A 24,846-nucleotide genomic window follows, 5' to 3' on the forward strand; every position below is an offset into this window, starting at 1 on the left:
AGCGCCATCCGCACCATCAGCGCCGTCAGCGCCGTCAGCTCACGCGGAAATGCTCGACCGACTGGCCGGCATTGACCGCGCGCACCAGCCACGAGGGCATCGCGCCCTCGCCGTCCCAGACCTGGCCCTCGGCGTTGCGGTAGCGGCGCGCGGCGCCAGCGGGAGCGGCCGGCGCCGGATCGCCTTTCGCTTCGGCTTTCTGTTCGCCCTGTTGCTCACCCTTCTGCTCGCCCTTCTGCTCGCCATTTCGCTCATCCGGCCGTTCGGTCGGCCGTTCGGTCGGCTGCCCGGCCTCCGGCTGCGCTGAAGCCGCCGTGGCCGCCGCGGACTGCCGGGCCGCCGCCGGTCCCGCCAGCGCCGCCTGGGCATTGGCCGCATGCTGGCCCAGCCTTTTCTTGCGCTGCTGCCGCGGCGTGGCCATCGGCGGCGCCGTGACCGGAGCCGCCGGCAGCAGGCCGGGGGCCGGGCCGATGGGTTCCACCACCAGGGTTGTCGCCGGTCTGGCGGCCGCCGGCCCGGCGGCTCGCTCCACGCGCTCCACCGGCGGCTTCAATACCGGCTCCGCTGCCGGCGCCGGCCCGGCTTCTGCTTCCACCGCTGTCGCCTCGGACACGGATCCGGCCACCGGCGCCGCGGCCGCCAGCGCCGCCTCGATCTCCTCGACGGTAATGCCCAGCCGCTCCATCTGGACCCGGATCCAGACGATGGCGGCTACCCGTTTGACGTCGGGCGTGACAGCGGGGGGAACGGCGGGGGCGATAACGGTAGACACGATAAAAAACCAATAGAAGATGCGGGTAGACGGCTCATCATGCGGCGCTCTGCGCACACCCCTGACCCTGAAGCTCGCACATGATAGCTGAGCGCGGCAGCAGCCCCCTCGGACAGCACAAATGGCTACCGCAAGACGCGTGCAAGCGGGCCTGCGATGCGGGCGGCGAGCGGGCAGCGATCAGGCGCGCAGCCGCCCGAAGCCACACAACTCAAATGAGAACGATTATCATATGAGGCTTGCACGCGGCGGCGCGCCGTTTCCCGCGCCTGCCCGGGTGGCCGTCGCCGGCCATCGAGGCCGCCGCTGCGCAACGCAGCCTCTTCCATAGGACATATAGCCAATGCATCGCCTCATTTCCACCGCCTTGCGAAGGACTGTCGTGCCCGGCAGGGCCGCCGGGGAGGCGCGCACATGCGCCTGAGCCGCGCCGGCCGCTACCGCCTGGGCGTGGCCTCGCGCGTGGTGGCCGCCGTCGGCGGCGGCTACGTGCTGGCGGCGCTGGCCACCGGCCTGCTGGCGGTGGTGCTGCCGATGCCGCCGGCCGAGGCGGTGATGACCGCCACGCTGCTGTCGTTCTCGCTGTATGCGTGCGCGGTGCTGTGGGTGTTCGCCGTGGGCAGCGCATGGCGCGCATGGACCGGGCTGGCGGTGGCCGCCGCCATCCTGGGCGCCATCCTCGCGGCCGTGCTGGCCGCGGTGCGGAGCGCCGCATGAGGGCCGGCCTGCGCCAGTCGATGGCGTGGCTGCACAGCTGGTCGGGCCTGCTGGTGTGCTGGGTGCTGCTGCTGGTGTTCTGCGCCGGCACCGCCAGCTACTTCAAGGACGAGATCACGCTGTGGATGAAGCCGGAGATGCACCGCGCCGCGGCCACGCCGGTCACCAGCGCCGAGGCGGCCACCCGCGCGGTGGCCTTCCTGCAGCGCAACGCGCCCGGTTCGCCGCGCTGGTTCATCAACCTGCCCGACGAGCGCAACCCGGTGGTGCACGTGCTGTGGATACGCGCCGCGGGCGAGCCGGGCTCCGGCATCGGCGGCAGCCGGGGCCGCTTCGAGAGCCGCACGCTGGATCCCGCCACCGGCCGCTTCCTCGATACCGTGCGCGACACGCGCGGCGGCGAGTTCCTCTACCGCCTGCACTTCGACCTGTACTACATGCAGCCGCTGTGGGCGCGCTGGATCATCGGCGTGTGCGCGATGTTCATGCTGGTGGCCATCCTCAGCGGCATCGTCACGCACCGGCGCATCTTCCAGGACTTCTTCACGTTCCGCCCGCGCAAGGGCCAGCGCTCCTGGCTCGACGCGCACAACGCCACCGCCGTGCTGGCCCTGCCCTTTCACCTGATGATCACGTACACCGGGCTGGTGACGCTGATGTTCATGTACATGCCGTGGGGCGTGCAGACGGCCTACCAGGGCAACCTGCAGGCGTTCAACAACGAAGCCTTCGGCCGCGCGCCGCAGGGCAAGCCCAGCGGGCAGGCCGCGCCGCTGGTGCCGGTGGCGCCGCTGGTCGAGCAGGCCATGCGCCACTGGCACGGCGCCGAGCCGAGCCGCGTGGCGATCACGCTGGCCGGCGACGCCAACGCCACCATCACCATCTCGCGCGGCAGCAGCCGGTCGATGTCCGTCGACGAGCCGTCGATGCGCTTCGACGGCGCCACCGGCAGGCTGGCCGCCACCAGCGGCGACGCGCCGGCGCCCGCCAGCCAGACGCGCGGCGTGATGGTGGGCCTGCACGAGGCGCACTTCGCCGGCCCGCTGCTGCGCGCGCTGTTCTTCGTCAGCGGGCTGGCGGGCTGCGTGATGGTGGCCACCGGCGCGCTGCTGTGGGGCGCGAAGACGCGCCAGCAGCAGGCCCGCGCGCTGGCGGCCGGCGCGCGGCCGAGCTTCGGCCTGCGGCTGGTGGACGCGCTCAACATCGGCGCCATCGCCGGGCTGCCGATCGCCTTCGCGGCCTACTTCTGGGCCAACCGGCTGCTGCCGGTGGCGATGGCGCAGCGCCCCGACGCGGAGATTCGCTGGTTCTTCATGGCCTGGGCCACGGCCGCAGTGCTGGCCCAGTTGCGCCCCACGCGCGGCATGTGGCGCGCGCAGCTGTGGGCCGGCGCGCTGATGCTGGCCGGCATTCCCGTGCTCAATGCGTTCACCACGGAGACGCACCTGGGCGTCACGCTGCTGCAGGGACAGGGGCCGGCCGCGGTGGCCGGCTTCGACCTGACGACGCTGGCGCTGGGTGTCGCGCTGGGCGCCGCGGCCTGGGTGCTCGGCCGCCGCAAGGCGGCGCGCGGGATGGCGCCCGCGGGCCACGCGCCGGCCGGAAAAGCCGCGCGCCAGGCACCTCGCGCGCAGGACGCCAAGGGGGCGACATGAACGGCATCGGTTTCCTGACCGCGCTGGCCCTGGCGTTCAGCGGCTTCGCCGCGCTCAGCCAGACGCTGGACCGGCACTATGCCGAGCGCCACGGCCGCGGCAGCGCGCCCGGCGCCGCCGAGCGCATGCGCCTGCACGCGCTGGGCTGGTCCGCGCTGGCGCTGGCGCTGCTGGCCTGCGTGGCGCAGCAGGGCTGGCCGGTGGGCACCGTGTCGTGGATCGGCATGCTCACGCTCGGCGCGCTGCCGCTGGTGCTGCTGCTGTCCTACGCGCCCGCGCTGGCGCTGCGCGCGGCCCGCTGGAGCGGGGTGCTGGGCGGCTGCGGGCTGCTGGCGCTGCGCGCGCTGCCCTGAGGCCGCCCGCCTGCTTCGCGCATTGCCGGAACAGCGCGTACTGCGCGCCGTTCCGGCGCCCGGCCGGGAAGCCGTTGCCCGGGCCGCGGATCCCGAGGTCCGGGTAGCCCGGCTTGGCCGGGCCGGCCGCGGCGGACGAACCCGGCGGATGCCGGGGCGTGGCGGTCTCCCTGGAGGCAAGGGCAAGCGCGGCAGCCGCGGCGCGCTCTTCGCAGGCAAACCCTGTCTACCGGTGATATGAAGGTCCGCCCGCCGCCGCCAGCGAGCGCCGCCGGCTATCATGTCGGCCATTCCAACCGAATGCCCGCTGCTGCAAGCCATGCCCGACAAGACCCCCGCCCAGCCCGCCGCCAACCCCGCGTGGGCGCTGGAGAACCCGTTTCTCGAATCCCTCAATGTGACCATCGTGGCATGGGAGCCGGACCTGGTGCGCATGTCGCTGACGCCGCAGCCGGCGCACCTGAACAACACCGGCGTGGTCCAGGGCGGCATCCTGGCGACCCTGCTGGACGCGGCGGGCGGCTATGCCGGGTTGTTCCCCGAGGGCGGCGTGCGGCGCGCGGCCACCACCATCTCGCTCAACGTCAACTATGTCTCGTCCGGCCAGCTCGAACCGCTGACGGTGGTGGGCCGGCGCGTGGGCGGCGGGCGCCGCGTGTTCTTTTCCAGCGCCGAAGTCACCGACAGCCAGGGCCGCGTGATCGCCACCGCGCAGGCGGCGTTCCGCCGCAAGGATCCGGCGCCGTCAGCCTGAGCTGGCGTCGAGGCCGCCGGCTTCGGCGCCGCGCGCGCGCCGCGCCTTGACCATGCCGCGCAGGTTGAGCACCGCCAGCGCCAGCTGGAGCACCACCAGCGCGTAGGCGCTGGTATGCAGCCCCCACGCCGCCCACATCGCGTTGCTCGCCAGGAACACGCGAAAGCCCGCCTTGCGCCGGCCCGCCGCGCGCGAGCCCACCAGCCAGGTCGCGGCGACCGTGATGACCATCGCCGGCCACTGCAGGGCATCGATCCAGTCCATGCCAGCTCTCCTCTTTCTCTCTTGGTCTCTTTGTTTCTTCGACATTGCCGCGGGCGTACCCGCGAGCCGCCGCAAGAAGCGTACCGTCCCCGGCACGCCGCCAGCGCGGCGGTACGCTTCTTGCGGCGGCGTCTCCTGCAGGCCGGGTTCCAGCCGGCCACCTTCATGGAGCGAGTCATGCGAGAGATGCGAGACCAGTACAACCGGGACGACCGCGAAGACCGCGAAGACCGCGACAACCGCAACCACCGCGACCACCGGCCACTCGACGAAGGCGGACCGCACCGCGGCACTTCGGCCGCGGGGCATATGGACGACGCGTTCGAACGGCCCGGCGAGTGGGGCCAGGAATGGGGCCAGGAGCGGAGCCAGGAGTGGGCCGGCGGCCGGCGCGGCAGCCAGCCGTACGACAGCGGCTACGGCGGCTACGATCCCACCGGCAGCGGCACCGGCGGCACCTGGCGCGAGCAGGAAGCGCGCGAGGGCGCGCGGCGCGGCGGCGAGCCCGGCTACGGCGGCGGCTACTACGGCGACAGCGGGCGGGGCGGGCAATCGTACAACGGCGCGCAGCGCCTCTATCCGGGCGACCCCGGCTACCGCGGCGACACGCGCGGGCCAGCCCGGCCACCCCGCCGCGCCGGCCCGAAGAACTACCAGCGCACCGACGCGCGCATCTGCGAAGACCTGTGCGAGCAGCTTGCCCACGACCATCGCCTGGACGTGAGCGAGGTCACCGTGGACGTCGCCGCGGGCGTCGTCACGCTGGGCGGCACGGTTAGCACGCGCGCGCAGAAGTACGCCATCGAGGACATCGCCGACGGCGTGTTCGGCGTAGCGGAAGTTCAGAACAATATCCGCGTGGCGCGGCACGGCGGCCAGGGCACGTCGCCCGACACCGTGCTCAACCTGAGCTGAGAACCGCTTCCCCGCGCGCGAACGAAAAAAGCCCGGCGGGCAATGGCGCCACGCCGGGCGGAGCACGATGCGGGAAGCGGCCGCGGGTTATCAGGCCCCGCCGTCGAGGAAACGGCTGCGCATGCCCAGGCGGGTGCCCAGCGTCGGGCCCAGCCAGCGCGAGCGGTCCATGTACGCCTGGCGCGACCCCGCCGGCGGCTCGCCCTGCACGATGTAGGAGTCCTGCGTGGGCGCGAGGTCGGTGCGCACGGACTGGTTGGCGCCCTGGGTGTACGGGTCGAACTTGTCCGGCTTGCGCGCGCCGGCGTAGGGATCGGTCAGGCCGCTGCCGCTGTCGCTCATGGCCCCTTGCGAATACGGGCTGCGCGGTTCCTGCACGCCCTGGGCGAGCGCGGAAAACGAGGCGAGTGCGGTGCCGGCCAGCAACAGGGCCTTGGCAAGTCGATGTGTCATGGTGCCTCCTTGGAGAGGAAAACGTGGAAGAGAACCGGGGAATGCCCACCGCGCCGGGCGCGGTGCGTAGTCCTTTCCAAGCCAGACACGTGCCAGTCGGGCTATGTCCCACAAACGCGCGGGCAGCGCCGCGCGCACTTGCCGGCGGCGGGCGTTGGCAGCGCTCGCGTGGCGGCACGCGGGCAGGGGCGGTGCCGGGCGCGCGATGACGGGACCGCGCGCGCGGGCACCGGCAAAAAGGACGCGCCGCTGGTAATGATTACCCGCCGATTACGCGCCGATTACCCGACGATTACCCGCCCTGGCCGCGGCCGCGCCGCCGTTGCCGTGCGCACCGTGTACCGGCAACGGCAGCCGCACGCCCGGCGGCGGCGTGCGGCTATTCGTGCCCGCCGCGCGCGGACAGCGGCGGCGCGATGTCTTCCAGCGCGCGGCGCTCGGCATTGACCGCGTAGCGCATGGCGAACAGGCCGGCGGCAATCACCAGCGCCGCGCCGATGCCGTAGCCGGCCGCCACCGCGGCGCGGCTGCCGCTCTCGATCAGCGCGCCGAACAGCAGCGGCCCGGCAAAGCCGCCGCTGCCCGTGCCCACGGCGTAGAACACGGAGATCGCCAGCGCGCGCGTTTCCAGCGGAAAGACCTCGCTGACCGTGAGATAGGCCGAGCTGGCCGCGGCCGACGCCAGGAAGAACACGGCGGACCAGCACAGCGCCTGGCTGCGCGCGTCGAGCCAGCCGGCCATGAAGGCCCAGCCGGTCAGCGCCAGCCCCACGCCGGACAGCACATAGGTCAGCCCGATCATGCGGCGCCGGCCCACCTGGTCGAACAGCGGCCCGAGCAGCAGCGGGCCCAGCACGTTGCCCAGCGCGAACGGGAAGATATACAGCCCCACGCGGCTGTCCGGCACGCTGTAGAAACGCGTCAGCACCAGCGCGTAGGTGAAGAAGATCGCGTTGTAGAAAAACGCCTGCGAGACCATCAGCGCCAGCGCGACCGCGCTGCGCAGCGGGTAGCGGCGCAGCAGCACGGCGGCCACCTCGCGCAGCGTGGCCGCGCCGCGGCGCGTGAAGGTGACGCTGCCGGCCACGGGCGGCAGCGCGCCGAACTGCGCCGCCACCTGCGCCTCGATGACGGCCACGATGCGCGCGGCCTCTTCCCCGCGCCCGTGCGAGAGCAGCCAGCGCGGGCTCTCGGGCACGTCGCGCCGCACCAGCAGGATGGCCACCGCGAGCAGCGCGCCGAGCGCGAAGGCGGCGCGCCAGCCCAGCGCCGGGCCCAGCAGGCGCGGCTCCAGCAGCAGCAGGCTCAGCCCCGCGCCGAGCGCCGCGCCCAGCCAGAAGCTGCCGTTGATGGCGAGGTTCACGCGCCCGCGCACGCGCGCCGGGATCAGTTCGTCGATGGCCGAGTTGATGGCCGCGTATTCACCGCCGATGCCGAGCCCCGTCAGGAAGCGGCACACCGCGAAGAACACGAAGCCGGTGGAAAAGGCGGTGGCGAACGTGGCCACGGCGTACACCGCCAGCGTGACCAGGAACAAGGTCTTGCGGCCGAGGCGGTCGGCCAAGCGGCCGAACACCAGCGCGCCGGCCACCGCGCCGGCCACGTAGAGGGAGCCGAGCCAGCCGACCTGCGCCGCATCGAGGCCCAGCCCCTCGGGCCGCTCGAGCACGCCACCGAGCGAGCCCACCAGCGTGACCTCCAGCCCGTCGAGCACCCACGCCACTCCCAGCGCGATGACCACGCGCCAGTGCCAGCGCGACCACGGCAGCCGGTCGAGCCGCGCGGGGATGTCGCTCTGCACGGCGGGAATTACCGGCACGTCCGGCGTGGTCTGCGCAAGCGGCATGGACAGGCTCCGGTGTCTGCGGCGGCCGGCCGCAGGCGGGCGGCAAGCAGCCGGCTGGCTGGCATCTGGCCCGGCCCTTGCGTCAGGCATGGGCCTCGGCGGCAAGCTTTCATCATAGGCAGAATTCGTGCAACGTCCTTTCCCAACCATTCTCGTGGTCGACGACGAACCCGGCGTGGCCGATGCGCTGGCCTGCGCGCTGGAGCGCGCCGGTTACATCGTGGAACGCGCCGCCGACGGCATGAGCGCGTTCGGCGCGGCGCAGCGCGTGCAGCCGCGCGTGGTGGTGACCGACTGGATGATGCCGCATGGCGACGGCGCGCTGTTGTGCGGCCTGCTGCTGCGCGACAGCGCGCTGTGCAACACGCCGGTGGTGATCTCGACCAGCACGCGGCCGCTGCCTGTCATCGCCAATCCCACCGTGCGCTACTGCCCCAAGCCCTGCGACCCCGACGAACTGGTGAGAGTGGTGCGCGAACTGGCCGGCGTGTAGGTCATGGACCGCGCCGGCAATTCTTACCGCCGCGCTGGCGCCGCCCCGGCGCGCCGCGCTCAGCCGTTGACGATCTCGCCGCCGTTGACGTGCACCACCTGCCCGGTGATGTAGCTGGCCGCGCGCGACGCCAGGAAGACGTAGGCGCCGGCCACTTCGTCGGGCTGACCCGGCCGCCCCATCGGCGTCTGGGTGCCGAACCTGGCCACCTCCTCGGCGCTGAACGTGGACGGGATCAGCGGCGTCCAGATCGGTCCCGGCGCCACGCCGTTGACGCGGATGCCCTTTTCCACCACCTGCCCCGCCAGCGAGCGCGTGAACGCCACGATGGCGCCCTTGGTGGCGGCGTAGTCGAGCAGGTGCGGGCTGCCGCGGTAAGCGGTGACCGAGGTGGTGTTGATGATGCAGGTGCCCGCCACGAGGTGCCGCATGGCGGCGCGCGTGACGTAGAACATCGCGAACACATTGGTGCGGAAGGTGGCTTCGAGCTGGGCGTCTTCCAGTTCGGCCAGCGTGTCGAGCGGATGCTGCTCGGCGGCGTTGTTGACCAGCACGTCGAGCTTGCCGTAATGGGCCACGGTGTCGTCCACCACGGCCGCCGCGTGGCGGGAGTCGCCCAGGTCGCCGCGCAGCAGCAGGCAGCGCCCGCCGGCCTGCTCCACCATCGCGCGGGTCTCGCCGGCGTCGTGATCTTCTTCCAGGTAGGCGATGGCGATGTCGGCGCCCTCCTTGGCGAAGGCCAGCGCGACGGCGCGCCCGATGCCGCTGTCGCCGCCGGTGATGAGCGCCACCTTGCCGTCGAGCTTGCCGCTGCCGCGGTGCTCCGGGTCCTCGCTGCGCGGCCTGGGCGCCATGCCCGCTTCCGTGCCGGGCTGTTGTTGCTGGTGCTGGGCCGGCATGCGGCCGGGGGTGTCCTGGCTGCCGCCGTGCGCGGCATCCTTGCGGGTATCTTCGGTCGGGGTTCGGGCTGTCGGCATGGCATCTCCTTGGCTGCGCGGCGGGCCAGGCCGCCCGGCGTTTGCCTCGCCCCCACGCAAATCCCATGCCGCGCACGGCACCGACGCCGGCCTTTTGCCCGCGCGGAGCACAGCCTCCTGCTTCACTTGTTGATCCAAGTCAAGTGAGTGACGGAGCACAAACCCCCCGGTGTTGGGGCGGTCAGTCCGCGCGGGCGATGCGACACTGTGCGCGGGCGGGAAAGCCTTCCGCCCATGTCACTTCTTCGATGCCCCCGGGGCCTGGCCCCTGCGGGCATTTTTTTTGCCGGCGCGCCGGCCGTGCACGGTGCGATGCGCTTTTTTACACGAACCGGAAAGTTAGGGATGTCCATCCGCCGGCGGCGGCGCACAGGGAATGACAGCTGTCCGGGCCATGCGGCGGACCGGATGGCGCCTCCCGCGGCCAGCGTTGGCCGGCGCGCGCGATCCCGGCGGGCCCCGCGCGGCGCCGGCAACGCGAATGGCATGGTTCCTGCCCTCCCCTTCAGGTCGCCACATCGCCCGCGGCCCGGGAGATGGACGGCAGGCACCACATAAGAGGGAGGTTGCGCCTCATGGCTGGGGCTTCGGGGGGCCGGCGGCAACGTGCCGCGGCCCCGCTTTTTTCCTTGGCCGCGGTGGCGCCGGGCCGGCGGACCCAGAAGGACCCGGCCGCGTCAATAGTCCTTCGCGCCTACTCCGACAAGAGGGCAGCGCGCCCATGCCGGACGGGCGCACAATGCGGCCAGCATGAAGGGTGGCCGGCAATGGCGGCGGCTGCGGCCATCCCGGCGATAGCGGCAACCACGGCAGTCACTGGACAGAGTCCCTTACCCATATGATCCAGAACCCGAAACCCCTGACCGGCACGGCGCCAGCGGAAAACTCCACGCAGCGCGCCGTGCCCTCGCCCGCGGGCGACCCCACGCTCCAGCAGATCGCCGAGCGCCGCACGCGCGCGCTGGCCGACGCGCTGGAAGAGGCGATCCACCGCGCGGTGCGAACACCGGCATACGCGCGCGGCCGGGCCGCCGGCAAGGCTTCCTGACAGCGAAGGCGCGGCGCGAGCCGGGCGCGGCTCGCCATGTCCGCGCCACCGGCCCGCTAGCGGGGCCGGCTAGTCGGCCAGCGGAAAACCGAACACATCCTGCGCGAGGTCGCGCTCGAAGGCCGCCGTCCATGCGAGCGGGCCGTCGCGATACACCCGCGCCTCGCCGCCCGTCACGCGCGCCACGGTGATCCGGCGCGACGGCTGGCCGGCAGCGCCGTCCCCGGCCGCCTGCGCGCCAACCTCGGCGCCGACCTCGAAGTCTTCCTGGATGAATCCATGCAGCGCGCAGGCAGACGCGAAATCGTCGCGTTCCTGCGCCGGCAGTTCGTGGAACCGCAATGGCGCCATGGCTGTCTCCCGGGGCCGCCGTGCCTGCCGGCGGGGGTCATGAGACGGGCAGTATCGCAGCAGGGGGATTTGGCAGGCAATAGGGGGGCGGCGGCGCGGCAATCGAGCGGGCCAGGGAAAAGACCGGAGCCGGGGCGATCGCGGCGATCGCGTCGGCTATCGCGGCCGGTCGAACTTCGGCAACGACTCCTGGTAGGCATCCAGCAGCGTGCGCGTCAACGCCGGGCCGTAGTGGTGCCCGGACTGGAACGCGTCGGGAATCTCCCACTCGAAGACGCCGTCTTCCGCAAAGGTCGCGCGGCCCTCTTCCTCGATCAGGATGGCGTGGAACGGCACCAGCCGCGCCTTCAGGTCTTCGCCGAGCGTGAAGCGGGAAAACAGGTACCGCGCCACCAGGCGCCCGTCCCACTTCGCAAAGCCGAACTGCGCGTAGAGGCGGCCGACGGCCGTATGCAGCGTGAAGCTTTCCTCCTCGTCGCCGGGCAGCCCGGCGCACGCCACGATCACGTCGGGCAGGAAGCCGTCGTGGGCCAGGCACGCGCTGACAAACTTCCTGAACCGCGCCGCGTGGCCGCGCAGGCTCGAGACCCGCCTGGCACCGTCGGTGGCTGCACTGCCCTGTTCCCGTGTGGCTATCATTCCCGCCCCCTCGCCGTGAAGTGCCGACAGTCTCCATGGTGGCGGCGGCGTCCGCAATAACACTTCCTGGGGGAAATCCCGCGGCGCCGGCCAGGCCGGCCCGGCCGGCCGGGCCGGCCATTACCTGGCTGGTAATTGGCGCACCGCGCGCCAGCGCCGACACTGGGCTTGCCTGGAACCGCCAGGCAACCTCGACCGGAGCCGACCGCCATGCCTGCCGCCAGCCTTGCCCGCCGCGAAACCGCGCTTTCTTCCGTCCCGCCGACCGGCTACATACAGACCCGCGACGGCGTCTCGCTGTTCGTGCGCGACTGGCATGACGGCGGCCCCGCCGCCGCAACGGTGCTGTTCGTCTCCAGCTGGGCCTTGCCCTCGGATTCCTGGAGCTGCCAGATGCAGGCGCTGCGCGCCGCGGGGCTGCGCTGCATCGCCTATGACCGGCGCGGCCACGGGCGTTCCGGCGATCCGGGCCGCGGCTACGATTTCGATACGCTGGCCGACGACCTCGCCGCGGTGATCGAGGCGCTGGATCTGCGCCGCGTCACGCTGGTGGGGCATTCGATGGCCGCCGGCGAGATCGTGCGCTACCTGTCGCGCCACGGCGCGCAGCGCGTGGCCGGCATGGTGCTGGTGGGCTGCACCACGCCTTGCCTGGCACGGAGCGCGGACAACCCGGAGGGCATCGATCCCGCCATCCTCGACCACGTGGCGGGCGAACTGGCCGACGACTTCCCGCGGTGGGTGGAAAATAATCTCGCGCCCTTCGGCGGCGGCCTGTGCTCGGCGCCGCGGCTCGAATGGGTGCGGGCCATGGCGCTGCAGACTTCGCTGCAGGCGCTGCTCGGCTGCAGCCACGCCAACACGCATGCCGACTTCCGCGCGGAGCTGCCCGCCATCCGCGTGCCGGCGCTGCTGGTGCACGGCGACCAGGACGTGTCCTGCCCGCTGCCGCTCACCGCGCAGCGCACCGCCGCGCTGCTGCCCGATGCGCGCCTGCGCGTCTACGAAGGCGCGCCGCACGGCCTGCCGTACACGCACGGGGCGCGGCTGTGCGCCGACCTCCTCGGCTTCGTGCGCGAGCTCGCCTGAGGCTTGCCCGCGCCGCCCGCCCGTTGGATCCGACCGGAGCCCCGCCATGCCCCCGACCCGCCCCGAGCCAGCCGTGCCGCTGACTCCGCCGATTGCGCCGATTCCGCTAACCCAGCCTGCGGGGCTGCGCGCCGCGCATCCTCCCCGCGCGGGCGCGGCAACCGCCACGGGCGCGCATGGACGCCTGGCGCTGCCGGTCATGCTGTGCGGCACCTTCATGGTGGTGATGGACTTCTTCATCGTCAACGTGGCGCTGCCGGCCATCCAGCGCGAGCTGCACGCCAGCGCCGGCGCGCTGCAGTGCGCCCTGAACCGGCGCTGTGGACCGGCGCTGTGAACCGGCGCCGCCCTGCCGCGTCTATTCCGAGGCCAGCACGCCGTACGGGCGCACGCGGATCTGGTTGATCACCTCGGTGACGCCGAATACGTCGTCGGCCACTTCTTCGATCTCGTGCTTGACATGCCGCTCGGTCACGGTGCCATCCAGCGTGACGATGCCGCCGCTGACCGACACCACCACTTCGCTCACGTCCAGCGCGTGATTGCGCGCGAGCCGTTCGCACACGTCCTCGCGCAGGCGCTCGTCGGAGCGGCGATAACCCTTCGGCCCCACGCGCCGGCCGCGCTCGTAGCCGGCGCCGTCGGCCGTGCCGCCTGCGCCAGCCGCGTCAGCCATGCCGGGGCGCGGCATGGCCGCTCCGCGCGCGCGGGCCTGCTGGCCGGCACGGTAGCCGTCCGCATAGCCGTTGGCGTAGCCGCTGACGTAACCGCGGCCGCCGGGTGCGCTGTCCTGCCCGTTGGCCTCCCGCCGGTGGAGAGTATCGGGGCGGGCATAGCCTTCGCCTGCCGGCTCCCGGCGCCCCGGGGCCCAGCCGCTTTCGCCCCAGGGCCGGCGTTCGCCGGCCGGGGCCGGACTGCGGAAACGGGCCTGCGGATAGCGCGACTCGTAGCGCGCGATCTCTTCCTCGCCGCGCCGCCAGCTATCGTCGCCGCGGTTGCCCGAATACCAGGCGGTGCGCTGCCCGCGCGGCTGCGCGCGCGTGGGGTAATCGTCGCCGGATTCGTCGGCGGAGCCTTGCGTGTAGCGCTCCCGGCCGTATTCGTCTGTCCATGTAGCCATTGCTGTCCCCATCTGTGTTCCGGAGGAATCCACGCGCCCCTCCAACATGGTTGGAAAGGCGCAAATTCCGTACCGGGGCGCCACGCGCCCGCCGGCCGGCCCGCCGCGGCGGGTGGCGTGCGCTCCTGCGTGTGCCCCGCGTGTGCCTCGCGTGTGTCTTTTACCCGCACTTGTAATTGCCACCCGCCATGGGCGCCCTTGCGCGCTCGCGCGCCGGCGTCCGGCCGCGGGTGGATTTCGCGCCGGCCGGCATCTAGAGTTAGCAGCATCCTTCCCAGCGGCGCCAGCGCGGCGAGGTGACCCATGCAAGACGAAAACGATGCCGCCCGCGAGCCGGCGGGCGTGGATGCCGCGCTGTCGCCGCAGCGCCTGCTGCAACTGGGCATGGGATTCTGGCCCGCCAAGGTCCTGCTCAGCGCGGTCGAGCTCGGCCTGTTCACGCTGCTGGCGCGCGGGCCGCTGGACGCCGCCGCCATCGGCGCGGCGCTCGGCCTGCATCCGCGCGGCACGGCCGACTTCCTCGATGCGCTGGTGGCCCTGCACGTGCTCGGCCGCGACGACGGCGGCGGGCCCGCCGGCACCGGCAAATACAGCAACCTGCCCGAGACGGCCCACTTCCTGGACAAGGCCAGGCCGAGCTACGTGGGCGGCCTGCTGGAGATGGCCAATGTGCGCCTGTATCCGTCCTGGGGTTCGCTCACCGATGCCTTGCGCACCGGCAACGAGGGGCCCGGCAAGCCCGACGTGTTCGAGGCGACCTACGGCGACGAAGACAGCCTGCGCGGCTTCCTGCGCGCGATGACCGGCGTGAGCCTGGGTCCGGCGCAGGCGATGGCGCAGCGCTTCCCGTGGCATACCTGCGAGAGCGTGATCGACATCGGCACCGCGCAGGGCGTGCTGCCGGTGCAGCTCGCGCTGGCCCACCCGCACCTGCGTGGCGGCGGCTTCGACCTGCCCGTGGTGGGCCCGGTATTCGAGGCCTATGTGGCCGAGCACGGGCTGCAGGACCGCCTGCGCTTCTACCCCGGCGACTTCTTCCGCGACCCGTGCCCGCAGGCGGACGTGCTGGTGATGGGCCACATCCTGCACGACTGGAACCTGGAACAGAAGCGGCTCCTGCTGGAAAAGTGCCATGCGGCGCTGCCCGCGGGCGGGCGCCTGATCGTCTACGACACCATGATCGACGACGCGCGCCGCGAGCACGCGTTCGGCCTGATGATGAGCCTGAACATGCTGATCGAGACGCACGGCGGCTTCGACTACACCGGCGCGCAGTGCTGTGCCTGGGCCAGGCAGGCGGGTTTCGCGCAGGCGCGCGTGGAGCCGCTGGCCGGCGCGGAGTCGATGATGGTCGCCACCAAGGCATAGGCAGGCCGCGGGTCCTTCGCGCCGCCGGCGCGCTACTCGATCTGCACGTTGGCGTCCTTCACCACGGTGCCCCACTTGCCGATCTCGCCGTCGACCAGTTGCGCGAAGCGCGCCGGCGAACTGGCCACCACTTCGACGCCCTGCTCGCGGAACAGCTTCACCACGTCCGGGTCGCCCAGTATCCGGACCACTTCCTGGTTCAGTTTCTGCACGATGGCCGGCGGCGTGCCGGCCGGCGCCTGGATGCCGAACCACACGTTGACCTCGTAGCCCGGCACGCCGGATTCGGCGACGGTGGGCACGTCGGGCAGCAGGCGCGCGCGGCTGGTGCCGGTCACCGCGATCGGCTTGAGCTTGCCGGCCTTGATCTGCTGCATCACGTTGGGCACGTTGTCGAACAGCAGGTCGATCTCGCCGCCCAGCAGCGCCATCACCGCCGGCGCGCTGCCTTTGTAGGGCACGTGCGTGAGCCGGGTGCCGGTCATCTTCTCGAACAGCTCCATCGAGAGATGGTTGGACGAGCCCGAGCCGGTCGAGCCGTAGTTCAGCTTGCCCGGGTTCTTCCTGGCGTAGTCCAGCAGCTCCTTGACGTTGTTGATGCCCAGGTCGTTGCGCACGGCCAGCACGTTCTGCGTGCTGGCCGCCCACACGATCGGCTCGAAATCCTTGGTGGCGTTGTAGGGCAGCTTGCTGCCGTACAGCGCCGGCAGGGCCGCGAACGGCAGCGGCGTGATCAGCAGCGTGTAGCCGTCGGCCGGCGACTTGGCCACCATGGTGTTGCCGATCACGGTATTGCCGCCGGGCCGGTTGTCCACCACCACGGCCTGCTTCCAGCGCCGGGTGAGGCGCTCGCCCACGGTGCGCGCCAGCGTGTCGTTGAACCCGCCCGGGGTGTACGGCACCACCAGGCGGATCGGCTTGGCCGGATAGTCGTCGGCCGTGTCCGCGGCGCCGGCGGGCAGCGCCGCCGCGGCCCACGCCAGGCCCAGGCACAGCGCGGCGGCCCATTTCCTGGCCGTGCCGCGTGCTTCAGGTACGTCGATCGATCTGTTTATGTCTTGCATGTCTTTGTCTCCTTCCACCTGCGCCGTTGCCGGCGCCTTCAGAACTTCACGACATAGCCCGGCCCGTCGATCACCGGGAAGTCCTTGAAGATGGCCTCGTCCACTTCCACGCCCAGGCCAGGCGCGTCGCCGGGCTGCACGCAGCCGTCCTTGCCGATCTCGAAGGTCTTGCCGAACATGTCGCGGAACGGGTTGAACTGCGACACGCAGGCTTCGAAGTAGCCCGCGTTCTCGGTCGCGGCAAGGAAATGCAGGGTGGCGGCGTGGTTGAGCCCGGTGGCCGAGCTGTGCGCGTTGACCGGGATGCGGAACGCCGAGGCCATCGCGGCGATGCGGATGCCTTCGGTGATGCCGCCGGTCTTGGACAGGTCCGGCTGCCACACCTGCACCGCGCGCGCTTCCAGCATCTGCGCGAATTCGAAGCGCATGAAGTGGTTCTCGCCGGCGGCGATCGGCACCAGCGGCGTGATGCGCGCGGCCTCGCGGTACGAGGCGAAGTCGTTGCAGGCGAAGGGCTCTTCCAGCCAGCCGGCCTGGATCTCGGCCAGCACCGGCAGCACGCGGCGCGCGTCGGCGATGGTGTAGGCGGTGTTGGCGTCGGTGAGGATGTCGATGTCGCCGCCCAGCACCTTGCGTACGTGGCGCACGCGCTCCACGTCGGCCTTCACGCTGTCGCCGATGCGCAGCTTCACGGCCTTGTAGCCCTGCTCCACGTAGCCCTGCGCTTCCTCGGCCAGCGACGCGGCCGGCTGGTAGCCCAGCGCGATGCCGCCGGCATAAGCCGGGATGCGCCGGCGCGAGCCGCCCAGCAGCTTGTACAGCGGCATGTTGGCCGCCTTGCCGCGGATGTCCCACAACGCCATGTCGATGCCCGACAGCGCCAGCGCCGCGCCGGCGCCCAGCCCGTGGCTGGAGAACTGCATGCGGTGCACGCGCTGCCAGGCGCCGACCACGTCGGTGGCGTCCATGCCGACCAGCAGCGGCGCCAGCGTGTTGTGGATCAGGCTGGCGATGGCGCCGGGGCTGCGGCCCGGGTGCGACTCGCCATAGCCGGTGATGCCTTCCGAGGTTTCCACGCGGATGACGATGGCGTCGCGCTTGAGCGTGCTGCCCACGCCCATGGTGACGGTCTTGCCTTCGGGCAGGCGGTAGGACAGCGGGATTGCGGTGATGCGGGTGATTTGCACTTCTGCTTCTCCTTGGGATGGACAGGGGGGCCGGCCAGCGCCGGTACGACATGGATGGGAAGCCGCGCCCGGCGAGCCGCGGGCGCGGCGCGGCCAGGGTTCCGCCGGGGTTCGTCCGAGAATCAGCCGGGGCCGGCGAACGCGGCGAACTCCGGATTGACGATATTGGCCGGGCGCTCGCCGCGGATCAGGGCCAGCACGGTATCCGCCGCCATCAGGCCCATGGCGCGCTCCGCGTCCTGCGTCATGCCGGCCAGGTGCGGGGTCAGCAGCACGTTCGGATGGGTGCGCAGCGGGCTGTCGGCCGGCAGCGGCTGCACGTCGAAGACATCCAGCACCGCGCCGCCGAGCCGGCCCTGCGCCAGCGCATCGGCCACGTCGGCCTCGCGCAGCACCGGGCCGCGCCCCACGTTGACCAGCACGGTGCGCGCGTTCGCGTGCGCCAGCACGCCGGCGTGGATCATGCCGCGCGTGTGCGGGGTCAGCGGGCACGCCACCACGACGAAGTCGCACTCGGCGAACAGCGTTTCCAGCGTGGCCGGCGTCACGTGCGCGGGCAGGCGGGACGGCGTGGCGGTATGGGCCATCAGGCGCATGCCGAAGCCCTGCGCGGCAATGCCGGCCAGGCGGCGGCCGATGGCGCCGTAGCCGACGATGCCGAGCACGCGGCCCCGCAGGTCGAAGGTGCGGGCGCCGGCATGGCGGCGCGCCTGCCAGTTGCCGGCGCGCACCTGCGCATCGAATTCGGCCAGCTTGCGGCTCATGGCCAGCATGGCGGCGATGGCGTATTCGGCCACGGCATTGGCATTGACTTCGGGCGTGTTGGCGACCGGCAGCCCGCGCGCGGTGGCGCGCTCGACCGGGATGAAGTCCAGGCCCACGCCGTGGCGCACCACGGCGCGCAGGCGCCCGGGCGCATCGAACAGGTCGGCGGGCAACTGCCGCCGCACGATCAGGCCGTCGGCCTCGCGCACCAGCTCGCGCAGCGCCGCGTCGCCGTCGGCGCCGGCGAGGTCGCGCGGCAGTTCGAGGACCTCGGCACCGGCGCGCAGCGCGGCGTCCGCGTCGGGATGCAGCGGATCGGTCAGCACGACGCGCGCACGCGCCGGCGCGGCGCCGCTCATGCGCGCACCCGCGCCGTGGGGCAAGCGGCCAACCGGAGGGGAAAAAGAAGCGGAAGGAAGCGCGAAAGAAAGAGGCCGCGATCAACGGCCCGTGCACGGCAACCCGGCTGCATGCTGTCTCCTTGCGGCAACTGCAGCCTGCGAGACAGCGGGACCGGCAAGGCGGGATGCTTGTGCTACGCGCCCTGCCGGAAAGCCTTCCGGCCGCTGTGCAACGCTGCGCTACCTTGATAGTTGTCTGATGAATAGATCATACAACTTTGAAGGAGACAGGCAAGGAATTGTTGATGCGGCTAGGGTTATCGCTCAATACATTCAAGTCTTCCAGACGTGTGCGGACCACTAGACCTGGCATGGATCCGGCATCGGCCTAGCGCCGCGCCGAGGGCCGCCGCAAGACCTCGCCCAGGTCCGCGCGCGCCAGGCGCTGGGCGGCCTCGCGGCTGTTGCCGGTCCAGTAGCTCTGGTCGGCGTGGGCAATGCGGTCGGCGGTGTTCTTCATGTGCTGGAAGGCGGCGCGGCGCGCGGCGTCGGCATCGCGGGCCTGGATGGCGGCGCACATGGCTTCGTGCTCGGCCCGCACCTGCGCGGCGAAATCGGTGCGCTGCGCCTCGTTGCCGCGCGTGAGGCGGATGGCATCCTGCAAGGCGCGCGTCAGCAGGCCGAGCAGTTCCGTGTAGTGCGGATTGCCGGTGGCGCGCGACACGGCCATGTGGAAGGCGAGGTCTTCCTCCACGCCGTCGCCACCGTCCGCGACCGCGCGGTCGATGGCCTTGAGCGCGCGGCGGATCTGCGTCATCTCGGCCTCGCTGCGGCGCTCGGCGGCCAGCGCCGCCATCTCGGCCTCGATGCCGCGGCGCAGCTCGAGGATGCGCACCACGCCGAGCGCGGGATTCTCGTCGTTGCGGCCGAGCCGGAAGGCTTCGCTGGTCTTGGGGTCCAGCACCACGGTGCCGCTGCCCTGGCGGGTCTCGACCAGGCCTTCGGACTTGAGCCGGGAAATGGCTTCGCGCACCACGGTGCGGCTCACGCCGTATTCCTCGGTCATGAACTTCTCGGTGGGCAGGCGCGCGTTGACCGGGTAGGTGCCCTTGCGGATCTGGCTGGCCAGCAGTTCGGTGATGCGGTCGGCCAGGGTCATCTCGCCGCCGGGCCGGCGCGGCGCGGCCGGGACAGTCAGGGTTTCACTGGGCATGCGGGCTCTCCGTCTCGGTCTGGCGGGGTGCGGCGATGGGATTGCATTCCGGGTGGCATTCTGGTCTTTGTTGCCCAAGGCATCGTCGTCGGTGGGGGTCTGCCGATGATAGCACCGGGAACAAAATGGTTGACAAACTCATAGTATAAATTTGTAATACAAATTACCGGCCAATGCGAACAGGTCCGCAAGGCAGCGCCATTCGCACCCGCAAGCACCCCGCAAGCACCGGCAAGCGCCCGCAGAGGCCAAGGCCAGCCACGGCAAAGGAGACGCCCACGCCATGCTGTCAGCCGCATCGAGTACCAGCCAGACCCTTATCGAAAAGAATGCCGACCAGAATGCCGGCGATATCACGCCGCCCCGGGAACAGGCCTTCCTGTGCCGGCGCTTCACGCCCGCGGTGGAGGACGAACTGGGCAGGCGGTACGCCCTGCGCCTGAACACCGGCGACACGATCCTGCCGCCCGGCGAGATCGCCCGGCTCGCGCAGGGCGCCGGCGTGCTGTTCGTCACCGCGACCGAAGCCATCGGCGCCGACGTGATGCGCGCGCTGCGGCCCGCGCTGCATACCATCGCCACGCTGTCGGTCGGCCATGACCATATCGACCTGGCCAGCGCGCGCGAGCTCGGCATCCGCGTGCTGCACACGCCCGACGTGCTCAGCGATGCCTGCGCGGAAATCGCGCTGATGCTGCTGCTCAACGCCTGCCGGCGCGGCTTCGAGGCCGACCGCATGGTGCGCGGCGGCCAGTGGGCGGGCTGGGCGCCCACGCAGCTGCTCGGCAAGGGGCTGGTGGACCGCCGCCTGGGCATCTTCGGCATGGGCCGCATCGGGCGCGCCATCGCCACGCGGGCGCGCGCGTTCGGCCTGCGCATCCACTATCACAACCGCAGCCGCCTGGCGCCGGAGCACGAGGCCGGCGCCACCTACCACGACAGCCTGGAAAGCCTGCTCGGCAGCGCCGACATGCTGATGATCGCCGCGCCGGGCGCGCCGCAGCTCAAGGGCGTGCTGGACCGCCGCCGCCTCGCCTTGCTGCCGCAAGGCGCCGTGGTGGTCAACATCTCGCGCGGCGACCTGGTGGACGACGGCGCGCTGGTCGAAGCCCTGCAAAGCGGCCAGGTGTTCGCCGCCGGGCTCGACGTGTTCGCCAACGAGCCGCGCGTGGACCCGCGCTATCGCGCGCTCGACAACGTCTTCCTCAGCCCGCACATCGGCAGCGCCACGCACGAGACGCGCGACGCGATGGGCTGGCTGCTGATCGACGGCCTGGCCGCGCTGCGCCGCGGCGAGACACCGGGCAACCTGCTGGCATGACACCGCGCGCCGCCGGCCTGTCTCGCCGATCTCTCCGCTGATCTCCCTGCTGATCTCCCTGCTGATCCCCTTCCCCATCGATGCGGCCAACGTCCGCCCGGAGCCCTTGACCATGAACCTTACCCGTACCTCGCTGTTCCGCCAGCAATGCCGCGTCGGCGGACATTGGACAGACGCCACCGGCGGCGAGACCCTGCCGGTCACCAACCCCGCCACCGGCGCCCTGATCGGCACCGTGCCGCGCATGACCGGCGCCGACGTGCAGGCCGCCATCGCCGCGGCCGGGCAGGCCTTGCCGGCCTGGCGCGCCACCAGCGCCAAGGAGCGCGCCCGGCTGCTGCGCCGCTGGTACGAGCTGTGCATGCAGCACCAGGAAGACCTCGCCATCATCCTCACCACCGAGCAGGGCAAGCCGATGCGCGAGTCGCGCGGCGAGATCGCCTACGGCGCGGGCTTCATCGAATGGTTCTCCGAAGAGGCCAAGCGCATCTACGGCGACGTCATCCCGGCGCCGGCCAGCGACCGCCGCATCGTGGTGATCAAGCAGCCCATCGGCGTGGTGGCGGCCATCACGCCGTGGAACTTCCCCAACGCCATGATCACGCGCAAGGCCGGCGCCGCGCTGGCGGCCGGCTGCACCATCGTGGTCAAGCCCGCCTCGGCCACGCCCTACTCTGCGCTGGCGCTGGCCGAGCTGGCCAGCGAGGCCGGCATCCCGGACGGCGTGTTCAACGTGGTGACCGGCTCGGCCAGCGTGGTCGGGCGCGAGCTGACCGGCAGCCCGGTGGTGCGCAAGCTGTCGTTTACCGGCTCCACCGAGGTGGGCAAGGAACTGATGGCGCAGTGCGCGGGCACGGTCAAGAAGGTCTCGATGGAACTCGGCGGCAATGCGCCCTTCATCGTCTTCGACGACGCCGACCTCGACGCCGCGGTGCAGGGCGTGATGGCATCGAAGTTCCGCAATGCCGGGCAGACCTGCGTCTGCGCCAACCGCATCTTCGTGCAGGACCGCATCTACGATGCCTTCGCCGCCAGGCTCCGCGCCACGGTGGAAGCGCAGGTGGTGGGCGACGGCCTGGCCGAGGGCGTGGACCTCGGCCCGCTGATCGACGACGCCGCGGTGCGCAAGGTCAAGGAACATATCGCGGACGCCGTCGGCCTGGGCGCCAAGGTGCTGACCGGCGGCCAGCCGCATCCGCTGGGCGGGCACTTCTTCACGCCGACCATCCTCACCGAAGTCTCGCCCCAGGCCCGGCTGATGAACGAGGAAACCTTCGGCCCGGTGGCACCGCTGATCCGCTTCACCACCGACGAAGAAGCCATCGCCATGGCCAACGACACTCCGTTCGGCCTGGCCGCCTACTTCTACACCGGCAGCTACGAGCGTTCCTGGCGCGTGGCCGAGGCGCTCGACGTCGGCATCGTCGGCCTGAACGAGGGCATCATCTCCACCGAGGTGGCGCCGTTCGGCGGCGTGAAGGAATCCGGCGTGGGCCGCGAAGGCTCGAAGTACGGCATCGAGGACTACGTGGAAATCAAGTACATCTGCGCCGGCGGCCTCGGCGGCAAGCGCGCCTGAGCCGCGCGCAACGGCAACCCGACATCGCAAACCGGCATCCCCACGGAGACAACATGAAGACAATCGGCATGATCGGCATCGGCATGATGGGCCACGGCATCGCCACCAATATCGCCAAGCACGGCCACCGGCTGGTGCTGCTGGACCATCCCGGCAACCAGCCGCTGGACCGCCTGCTGGCCGCGGGCGCCACCACCGCCGCCACCCCGGCCGAGGTCGCGCGCGCCGCCGACGCGGTGATCCTGTGCGTCACCGGCACCCCGGAAGTGGAAGACGCGCTGCTGCGCGCCGACGGCGTGCTGGCCGGCCTGCGCCCCGGCACGGTGGTGATCGACTGCTCGACCGCCATCCCGTCGTCCACCGTGCGCATCGCCGACGCCGTGGCCCGCGCCGGCGGCCGCTTCCTCGACGCGCCCATGACGCGCACGCCCAAGGAAGCCGCCGAAGGCCGCCTCAACCTGATCGTCGGCGGCGAGCGCGAACTGTTCGAGCAATACCGCCCGCTGCTGGCCTGCTTCGCCGAGAACATCGTCTACGCCGGGCCCGCCGGCTCCGGCCACCGGCTCAAGCTGCTGCACAACTACGTCTCGCTGGGCTTCTCCGCGGTGCTGGCCGAAGCCGCCGCCTGCGCCGAGCGCGCCGACGTGGACCCGGCCGTGCTGCTCGAAGTGCTGTCCAAGGGCGGCGGCGACGGCGTGGTGCTTAACCGCCTGCGCCCCTATATCGAATCGCGCGACGGCTCGGGCTTCCGCTTCACGCTGGCCAACGCGCGCAAGGACATGGGCTACTACACCACCATGGCGCGCGAACTCGGCGCCGCGCGCGCCACGGCCGAGGCGGTGCTCGGCACCTACGAGCAGGCGCTCGACGCGCAACGGCCGCAGGCGACGGTGCCGGAACTGATCGGCATCCTGGGCGGCAAGCCGGCCGGCTGATGCGCCCGGAAGAAAAACGGCCCGGCATGCGCAAGGCATCCGGGCCGCGGGCCGCTGGGATTGAAATCAGTTGGAAAGCTTGACCGACACGTCGCCCGCGCGTGCCTCGATGCCGGACACGGTCTGTTCGACGGCGGTGTCGCCGGCCTGCGCTGCCTGCCGGGTCACGTTGAAGCGCTGCAGCAGCGGCTGGTACTCGCTGGACGAGCGCAGCGGCGCGAGATAGGTGCTGGCATCGATGCGTGCCCAGTCGCGCATGCCGTTGTTCAGCGCGGTCTCCAGCGCGGCCAGCGCGCCCAGCCGGCTGCCGACGGCCGCCTTGGCTTCGGCCGCCGCCATCCACGCATCCGCGTTCTTGGGATCCGCCGCCGTCAGCTGGTCCGCCAGCGCCGCGGCCTGGCCGAAGTTCTTCTCGGCGAGGGTGGCCTGCACCTGCGCCACCGTCGGCGCGGCGCCGCCACCGTCGAGTCCCGGGAAATTGCAGGCGGCAGCGAGCAGCGCCGCCGCCAGCATCGTGGGAGGCAGCAGCCTGTTGGTTCGGTTCATGGTCGTCGGTCTCGTATCAAGGATCCGCTCTGCGCGCCGGTGCGCAGAGCACCGTCTGCCCGGTGGGCCGGCGGCGGTTTTTCAACCGGCGCCTTCTCTTGCAGGGCGCCTTGCAAGTCCCCGTTATCGGCCGGCCGCCGCCGTTCTTTAATGTCGGTGCGATATCGGCAGGAAAACGCGCCGCCGGCACGAATCCGGCCTTTGCACAATGCGTCTGACGAGGGGTATGGCAGGCAATGCGGGATGCCGATGCGGACCGGCGCCGCGGGCCGGACGCGGGCCGGCCAAGGGCTGGCGGAGAGAAAAAAGAGAGAAGAGCACGAGAGCGCCGGCACCGCCGGCCACGCGGCCTGCCGCCTATCGGCTTTCGCTCTCCAGCGCCCGCCGGGTCGCCTGCCGCGCCAGCACGCGCGAGGCATGGGCGCCCCAGGCGGCATGCCGGTCCATGTCGAGCCCGATGGCATGCCCCCAGCGGTACAGCACCAGCAGGAAAGGATCGACCACGGAATAGCCGTGCGGCTCCGCCCACGCCCTGCCGTCGCCCAATGCGGCTTCGATGATGGCGTTGGCGGCTTCGATGATGGTGCGCCCGTGCGCTGTGATCGCGCCATGCACCGACGCATCGCCGAGAAACCGCCCCGGCCGCCAGAACTCGCCGTAGCCGACGCCATGCACCCAGCCGACCAGCCACGCCAGCCATTCCTGGCAGCGCGCCTCGCGCAGCGGATCGTCGGGCGGCAGCAGCCCGGCCTGCGGATGGCGCCGGGCGAGATAGGTCAGGATCGCCGGCGTTTCGGTCAGCACCCGCGCTTCGCCGGGAATGGCCAGCGCGGGCACGCGCGCCTTCGGGTTGATCGCGAGATAATGCGCGCCATGGTTGTCCTGGCGCCGCACGGAAATCTGCTCCAGCTCGAAAGGCGCGCCGGTTTCTTCCAGCGCGATATGGACTGCCAGCGAACACGCGCCGGGAGAGTAGTAGAGACGATAGGCCTGCATGGTCGGGGTCGTCGGGTGAGAAAGCGCTCAGTGTAGAAATCGGCCTCCTGCGTGACAAATGACGAATTCTGGTGCCCGGACATTA

26 protein-coding genes and 1 pseudogene are annotated in these 24,846 nt (G+C 71.5%); 13 read left to right on the top strand and 14 right to left on the bottom strand.

The features are described from left to right. Nucleotides 1-34 precede the first annotated feature (34 nt). Nucleotides 35-178 (bottom strand): annotated as a pseudogene (locus ACKI2N_RS30330) (H-NS family nucleoid-associated regulatory protein); the annotation flags it as partial. Nucleotides 179-1,186: 1,008 nt separating this feature from the next. On the opposite strand from ACKI2N_RS30330, the gene ACKI2N_RS30335 reads away from it, so the two are divergent. From ACKI2N_RS30335 to ACKI2N_RS30350, 4 genes are all read left to right on the top strand, one after another. Continuing rightward, on the top strand, nt 1,187-1,489 hold the full coding sequence (locus ACKI2N_RS30335) for a DUF3649 domain-containing protein (protein ID WP_420992362.1): 303 nt from the start codon (nt 1,187-1,189) through the stop codon (nt 1,487-1,489). After that, nucleotides 1,486-3,144 carry a PepSY-associated TM helix domain-containing protein gene (locus ACKI2N_RS30340; RefSeq protein WP_420992361.1) on the top strand — a complete coding sequence of 553 codons (1,659 nt, stop codon included), beginning with the start codon at nt 1,486-1,488 and terminating at the stop codon, nt 3,142-3,144. The genes ACKI2N_RS30335 and ACKI2N_RS30340 overlap by 4 nt, the downstream gene beginning before the upstream one ends. Next, the gene (locus ACKI2N_RS30345) at nt 3,141-3,497 is read left to right on the top strand and encodes a DUF3325 domain-containing protein (protein ID WP_420992360.1); all 357 of its coding nucleotides are present in this window, start codon (nt 3,141-3,143) and stop codon (nt 3,495-3,497) included. Before ACKI2N_RS30340 ends, ACKI2N_RS30345 begins: the two co-directional genes overlap by 4 nt. Before the next feature lie 280 nt (nt 3,498-3,777). Next, on the top strand, nt 3,778-4,251 hold the full coding sequence (locus ACKI2N_RS30350) for a PaaI family thioesterase (protein ID WP_420992359.1): 474 nt from the start codon (nt 3,778-3,780) through the stop codon (nt 4,249-4,251). On the opposite strand, the gene ACKI2N_RS30355 is transcribed toward ACKI2N_RS30350, so the two are convergent. Beyond that, a complete protein-coding gene (locus tag ACKI2N_RS30355) occupies nt 4,243-4,515 on the bottom strand; it encodes a hypothetical protein (RefSeq protein WP_420992358.1) in 273 nt (90 codons plus the stop codon). The two genes, ACKI2N_RS30350 and ACKI2N_RS30355, sit on opposite strands and share 9 nt — an antisense overlap. A 177-nt stretch (nt 4,516-4,692) precedes the next feature. Between ACKI2N_RS30355 and ACKI2N_RS30360 the strand changes: the two genes are divergently transcribed. Then, nucleotides 4,693-5,430 carry a BON domain-containing protein gene (locus ACKI2N_RS30360; protein WP_420992356.1) on the top strand — a complete coding sequence of 246 codons (738 nt, stop codon included), beginning with the start codon at nt 4,693-4,695 and terminating at the stop codon, nt 5,428-5,430. A 90-nt stretch (nt 5,431-5,520) separates the two neighbouring features. Here ACKI2N_RS30360 and ACKI2N_RS30365 read toward each other — a convergent pair whose 3' ends face one another. Both ACKI2N_RS30365 and ACKI2N_RS30370 read right to left on the bottom strand, forming a co-directional pair. Continuing rightward, entirely contained in the window at nt 5,521-5,883 is a 363-nt protein-coding gene (locus tag ACKI2N_RS30365; protein ID WP_420992354.1) for an endonuclease, read from the bottom strand. Between the two features lie 379 nt (nt 5,884-6,262). Further along, the gene (locus tag ACKI2N_RS30370; RefSeq protein WP_420992352.1) at nt 6,263-7,729 is read right to left on the bottom strand and encodes an MFS transporter; all 1,467 of its coding nucleotides are present in this window, start codon (nt 7,727-7,729) and stop codon (nt 6,263-6,265) included. 127 nt (nt 7,730-7,856) lie between these two features. Between ACKI2N_RS30370 and ACKI2N_RS30375 the strand changes: the two genes are divergently transcribed. Then, nucleotides 7,857-8,222 carry a response regulator gene (locus tag ACKI2N_RS30375; protein WP_420992350.1) on the top strand — a complete coding sequence of 122 codons (366 nt, stop codon included), beginning with the start codon at nt 7,857-7,859 and terminating at the stop codon, nt 8,220-8,222. 59 nt (nt 8,223-8,281) lie between these two features. Here the strand turns inward: ACKI2N_RS30375 and ACKI2N_RS30380 are convergent, their stop codons facing one another. Beyond that, nucleotides 8,282-9,121, bottom strand: coding sequence for an SDR family oxidoreductase (locus tag ACKI2N_RS30380; RefSeq protein WP_426990954.1), 840 nt, complete (start codon nt 9,119-9,121; stop codon nt 8,282-8,284). Nucleotides 9,122-10,037: 916 nt separating this feature from the next. On the opposite strand from ACKI2N_RS30380, the gene ACKI2N_RS30385 reads away from it, so the two are divergent. Then, nucleotides 10,038-10,247, top strand: a complete 210-nt coding sequence (locus ACKI2N_RS30385) for a hypothetical protein (RefSeq protein WP_420992346.1) — start codon at nt 10,038-10,040, stop codon at nt 10,245-10,247. 69 nt (nt 10,248-10,316) lie between these two features. On the opposite strand, the gene ACKI2N_RS30390 is transcribed toward ACKI2N_RS30385, so the two are convergent. Together ACKI2N_RS30390 and ACKI2N_RS30395 are read right to left on the bottom strand one after the other, a co-directional pair. After that, nucleotides 10,317-10,598, bottom strand: a complete 282-nt coding sequence (locus ACKI2N_RS30390; protein ID WP_420992344.1) for a hypothetical protein — start codon at nt 10,596-10,598, stop codon at nt 10,317-10,319. Between the two features lie 156 nt (nt 10,599-10,754). Beyond that, nucleotides 10,755-11,237: a hypothetical protein gene (locus tag ACKI2N_RS30395; protein WP_420992342.1), complete on the bottom strand. Its 483-nt coding sequence runs from the start codon at nt 11,235-11,237 to the stop codon at nt 10,755-10,757. 210 nt (nt 11,238-11,447) lie between these two features. Between ACKI2N_RS30395 and ACKI2N_RS30400 the strand changes: the two genes are divergently transcribed. Both ACKI2N_RS30400 and ACKI2N_RS30405 read left to right on the top strand, forming a co-directional pair. Then, nucleotides 11,448-12,326, top strand: a complete 879-nt coding sequence (locus ACKI2N_RS30400) for an alpha/beta fold hydrolase (protein ID WP_420992340.1) — start codon at nt 11,448-11,450, stop codon at nt 12,324-12,326. A gap of 46 nt (nt 12,327-12,372) precedes the next feature. Next, entirely contained in the window at nt 12,373-12,663 is a 291-nt protein-coding gene (locus ACKI2N_RS30405; protein ID WP_420992339.1) for a hypothetical protein, read from the top strand. 21 nt (nt 12,664-12,684) lie between these two features. Here ACKI2N_RS30405 and ACKI2N_RS30410 read toward each other — a convergent pair whose 3' ends face one another. Then, a complete protein-coding gene (locus ACKI2N_RS30410; protein WP_420992337.1) occupies nt 12,685-13,446 on the bottom strand; it encodes a BON domain-containing protein in 762 nt (253 codons plus the stop codon). Nucleotides 13,447-13,749: 303 nt separating this feature from the next. On the opposite strand from ACKI2N_RS30410, the gene ACKI2N_RS30415 reads away from it, so the two are divergent. Beyond that, nucleotides 13,750-14,814: a methyltransferase gene (locus tag ACKI2N_RS30415; RefSeq protein WP_420992335.1), complete on the top strand. Its 1,065-nt coding sequence runs from the start codon at nt 13,750-13,752 to the stop codon at nt 14,812-14,814. 32 nt (nt 14,815-14,846) lie between these two features. Here ACKI2N_RS30415 and ACKI2N_RS30420 read toward each other — a convergent pair whose 3' ends face one another. From ACKI2N_RS30420 to ACKI2N_RS30435, 4 genes are all read right to left on the bottom strand, one after another. Further along, nucleotides 14,847-15,878, bottom strand: a complete 1,032-nt coding sequence (locus tag ACKI2N_RS30420; protein ID WP_420992334.1) for a tripartite tricarboxylate transporter substrate binding protein — start codon at nt 15,876-15,878, stop codon at nt 14,847-14,849. A 38-nt stretch (nt 15,879-15,916) separates the two neighbouring features. Then, on the bottom strand, nt 15,917-17,065 hold the full coding sequence (locus ACKI2N_RS30425) for a mandelate racemase/muconate lactonizing enzyme family protein (RefSeq protein ID WP_420992332.1): 1,149 nt from the start codon (nt 17,063-17,065) through the stop codon (nt 15,917-15,919). 122 nt (nt 17,066-17,187) lie between these two features. Then, the gene (locus ACKI2N_RS30430) at nt 17,188-18,189 is read right to left on the bottom strand and encodes a hydroxyacid dehydrogenase (RefSeq protein WP_420992330.1); all 1,002 of its coding nucleotides are present in this window, start codon (nt 18,187-18,189) and stop codon (nt 17,188-17,190) included. A gap of 370 nt (nt 18,190-18,559) precedes the next feature. Continuing rightward, on the bottom strand, nt 18,560-19,384 hold the full coding sequence (locus ACKI2N_RS30435) for a FadR/GntR family transcriptional regulator (protein WP_420992329.1): 825 nt from the start codon (nt 19,382-19,384) through the stop codon (nt 18,560-18,562). A gap of 283 nt (nt 19,385-19,667) precedes the next feature. Here ACKI2N_RS30435 and ACKI2N_RS30440 point away from each other — a divergent pair, with 283 nt between their 5' ends. From ACKI2N_RS30440 to ACKI2N_RS30450, 3 genes are all read left to right on the top strand, one after another. Then, complete coding sequence (locus ACKI2N_RS30440; RefSeq protein WP_420992328.1) at nt 19,668-20,705, top strand: 2-hydroxyacid dehydrogenase; 1,038 nt, start codon at nt 19,668-19,670, stop codon at nt 20,703-20,705. Between the two features lie 112 nt (nt 20,706-20,817). Next, nucleotides 20,818-22,284 carry an NAD-dependent succinate-semialdehyde dehydrogenase gene (locus tag ACKI2N_RS30445; protein ID WP_420992326.1) on the top strand — a complete coding sequence of 489 codons (1,467 nt, stop codon included), beginning with the start codon at nt 20,818-20,820 and terminating at the stop codon, nt 22,282-22,284. A gap of 23 nt (nt 22,285-22,307) precedes the next feature. After that, complete coding sequence (locus ACKI2N_RS30450; protein WP_426990955.1) at nt 22,308-23,219, top strand: NAD(P)-dependent oxidoreductase; 912 nt, start codon at nt 22,308-22,310, stop codon at nt 23,217-23,219. A 66-nt stretch (nt 23,220-23,285) separates the two neighbouring features. Here the strand turns inward: ACKI2N_RS30450 and ACKI2N_RS30455 are convergent, their stop codons facing one another. Both ACKI2N_RS30455 and ACKI2N_RS30460 read right to left on the bottom strand, forming a co-directional pair. Then, entirely contained in the window at nt 23,286-23,765 is a 480-nt protein-coding gene (locus ACKI2N_RS30455) for a hypothetical protein (RefSeq protein WP_420992324.1), read from the bottom strand. Between the two features lie 357 nt (nt 23,766-24,122). Beyond that, entirely contained in the window at nt 24,123-24,761 is a 639-nt protein-coding gene (locus tag ACKI2N_RS30460; RefSeq protein ID WP_420992323.1) for a glutathione S-transferase family protein, read from the bottom strand. Nucleotides 24,762-24,846: the final 85 nt, after the last annotated feature.

This window comes from Cupriavidus sp. 30B13, assembly GCF_049059565.2.
In the GTDB taxonomy this organism is placed as follows: domain Bacteria; phylum Pseudomonadota; class Gammaproteobacteria; order Burkholderiales; family Burkholderiaceae; genus Cupriavidus.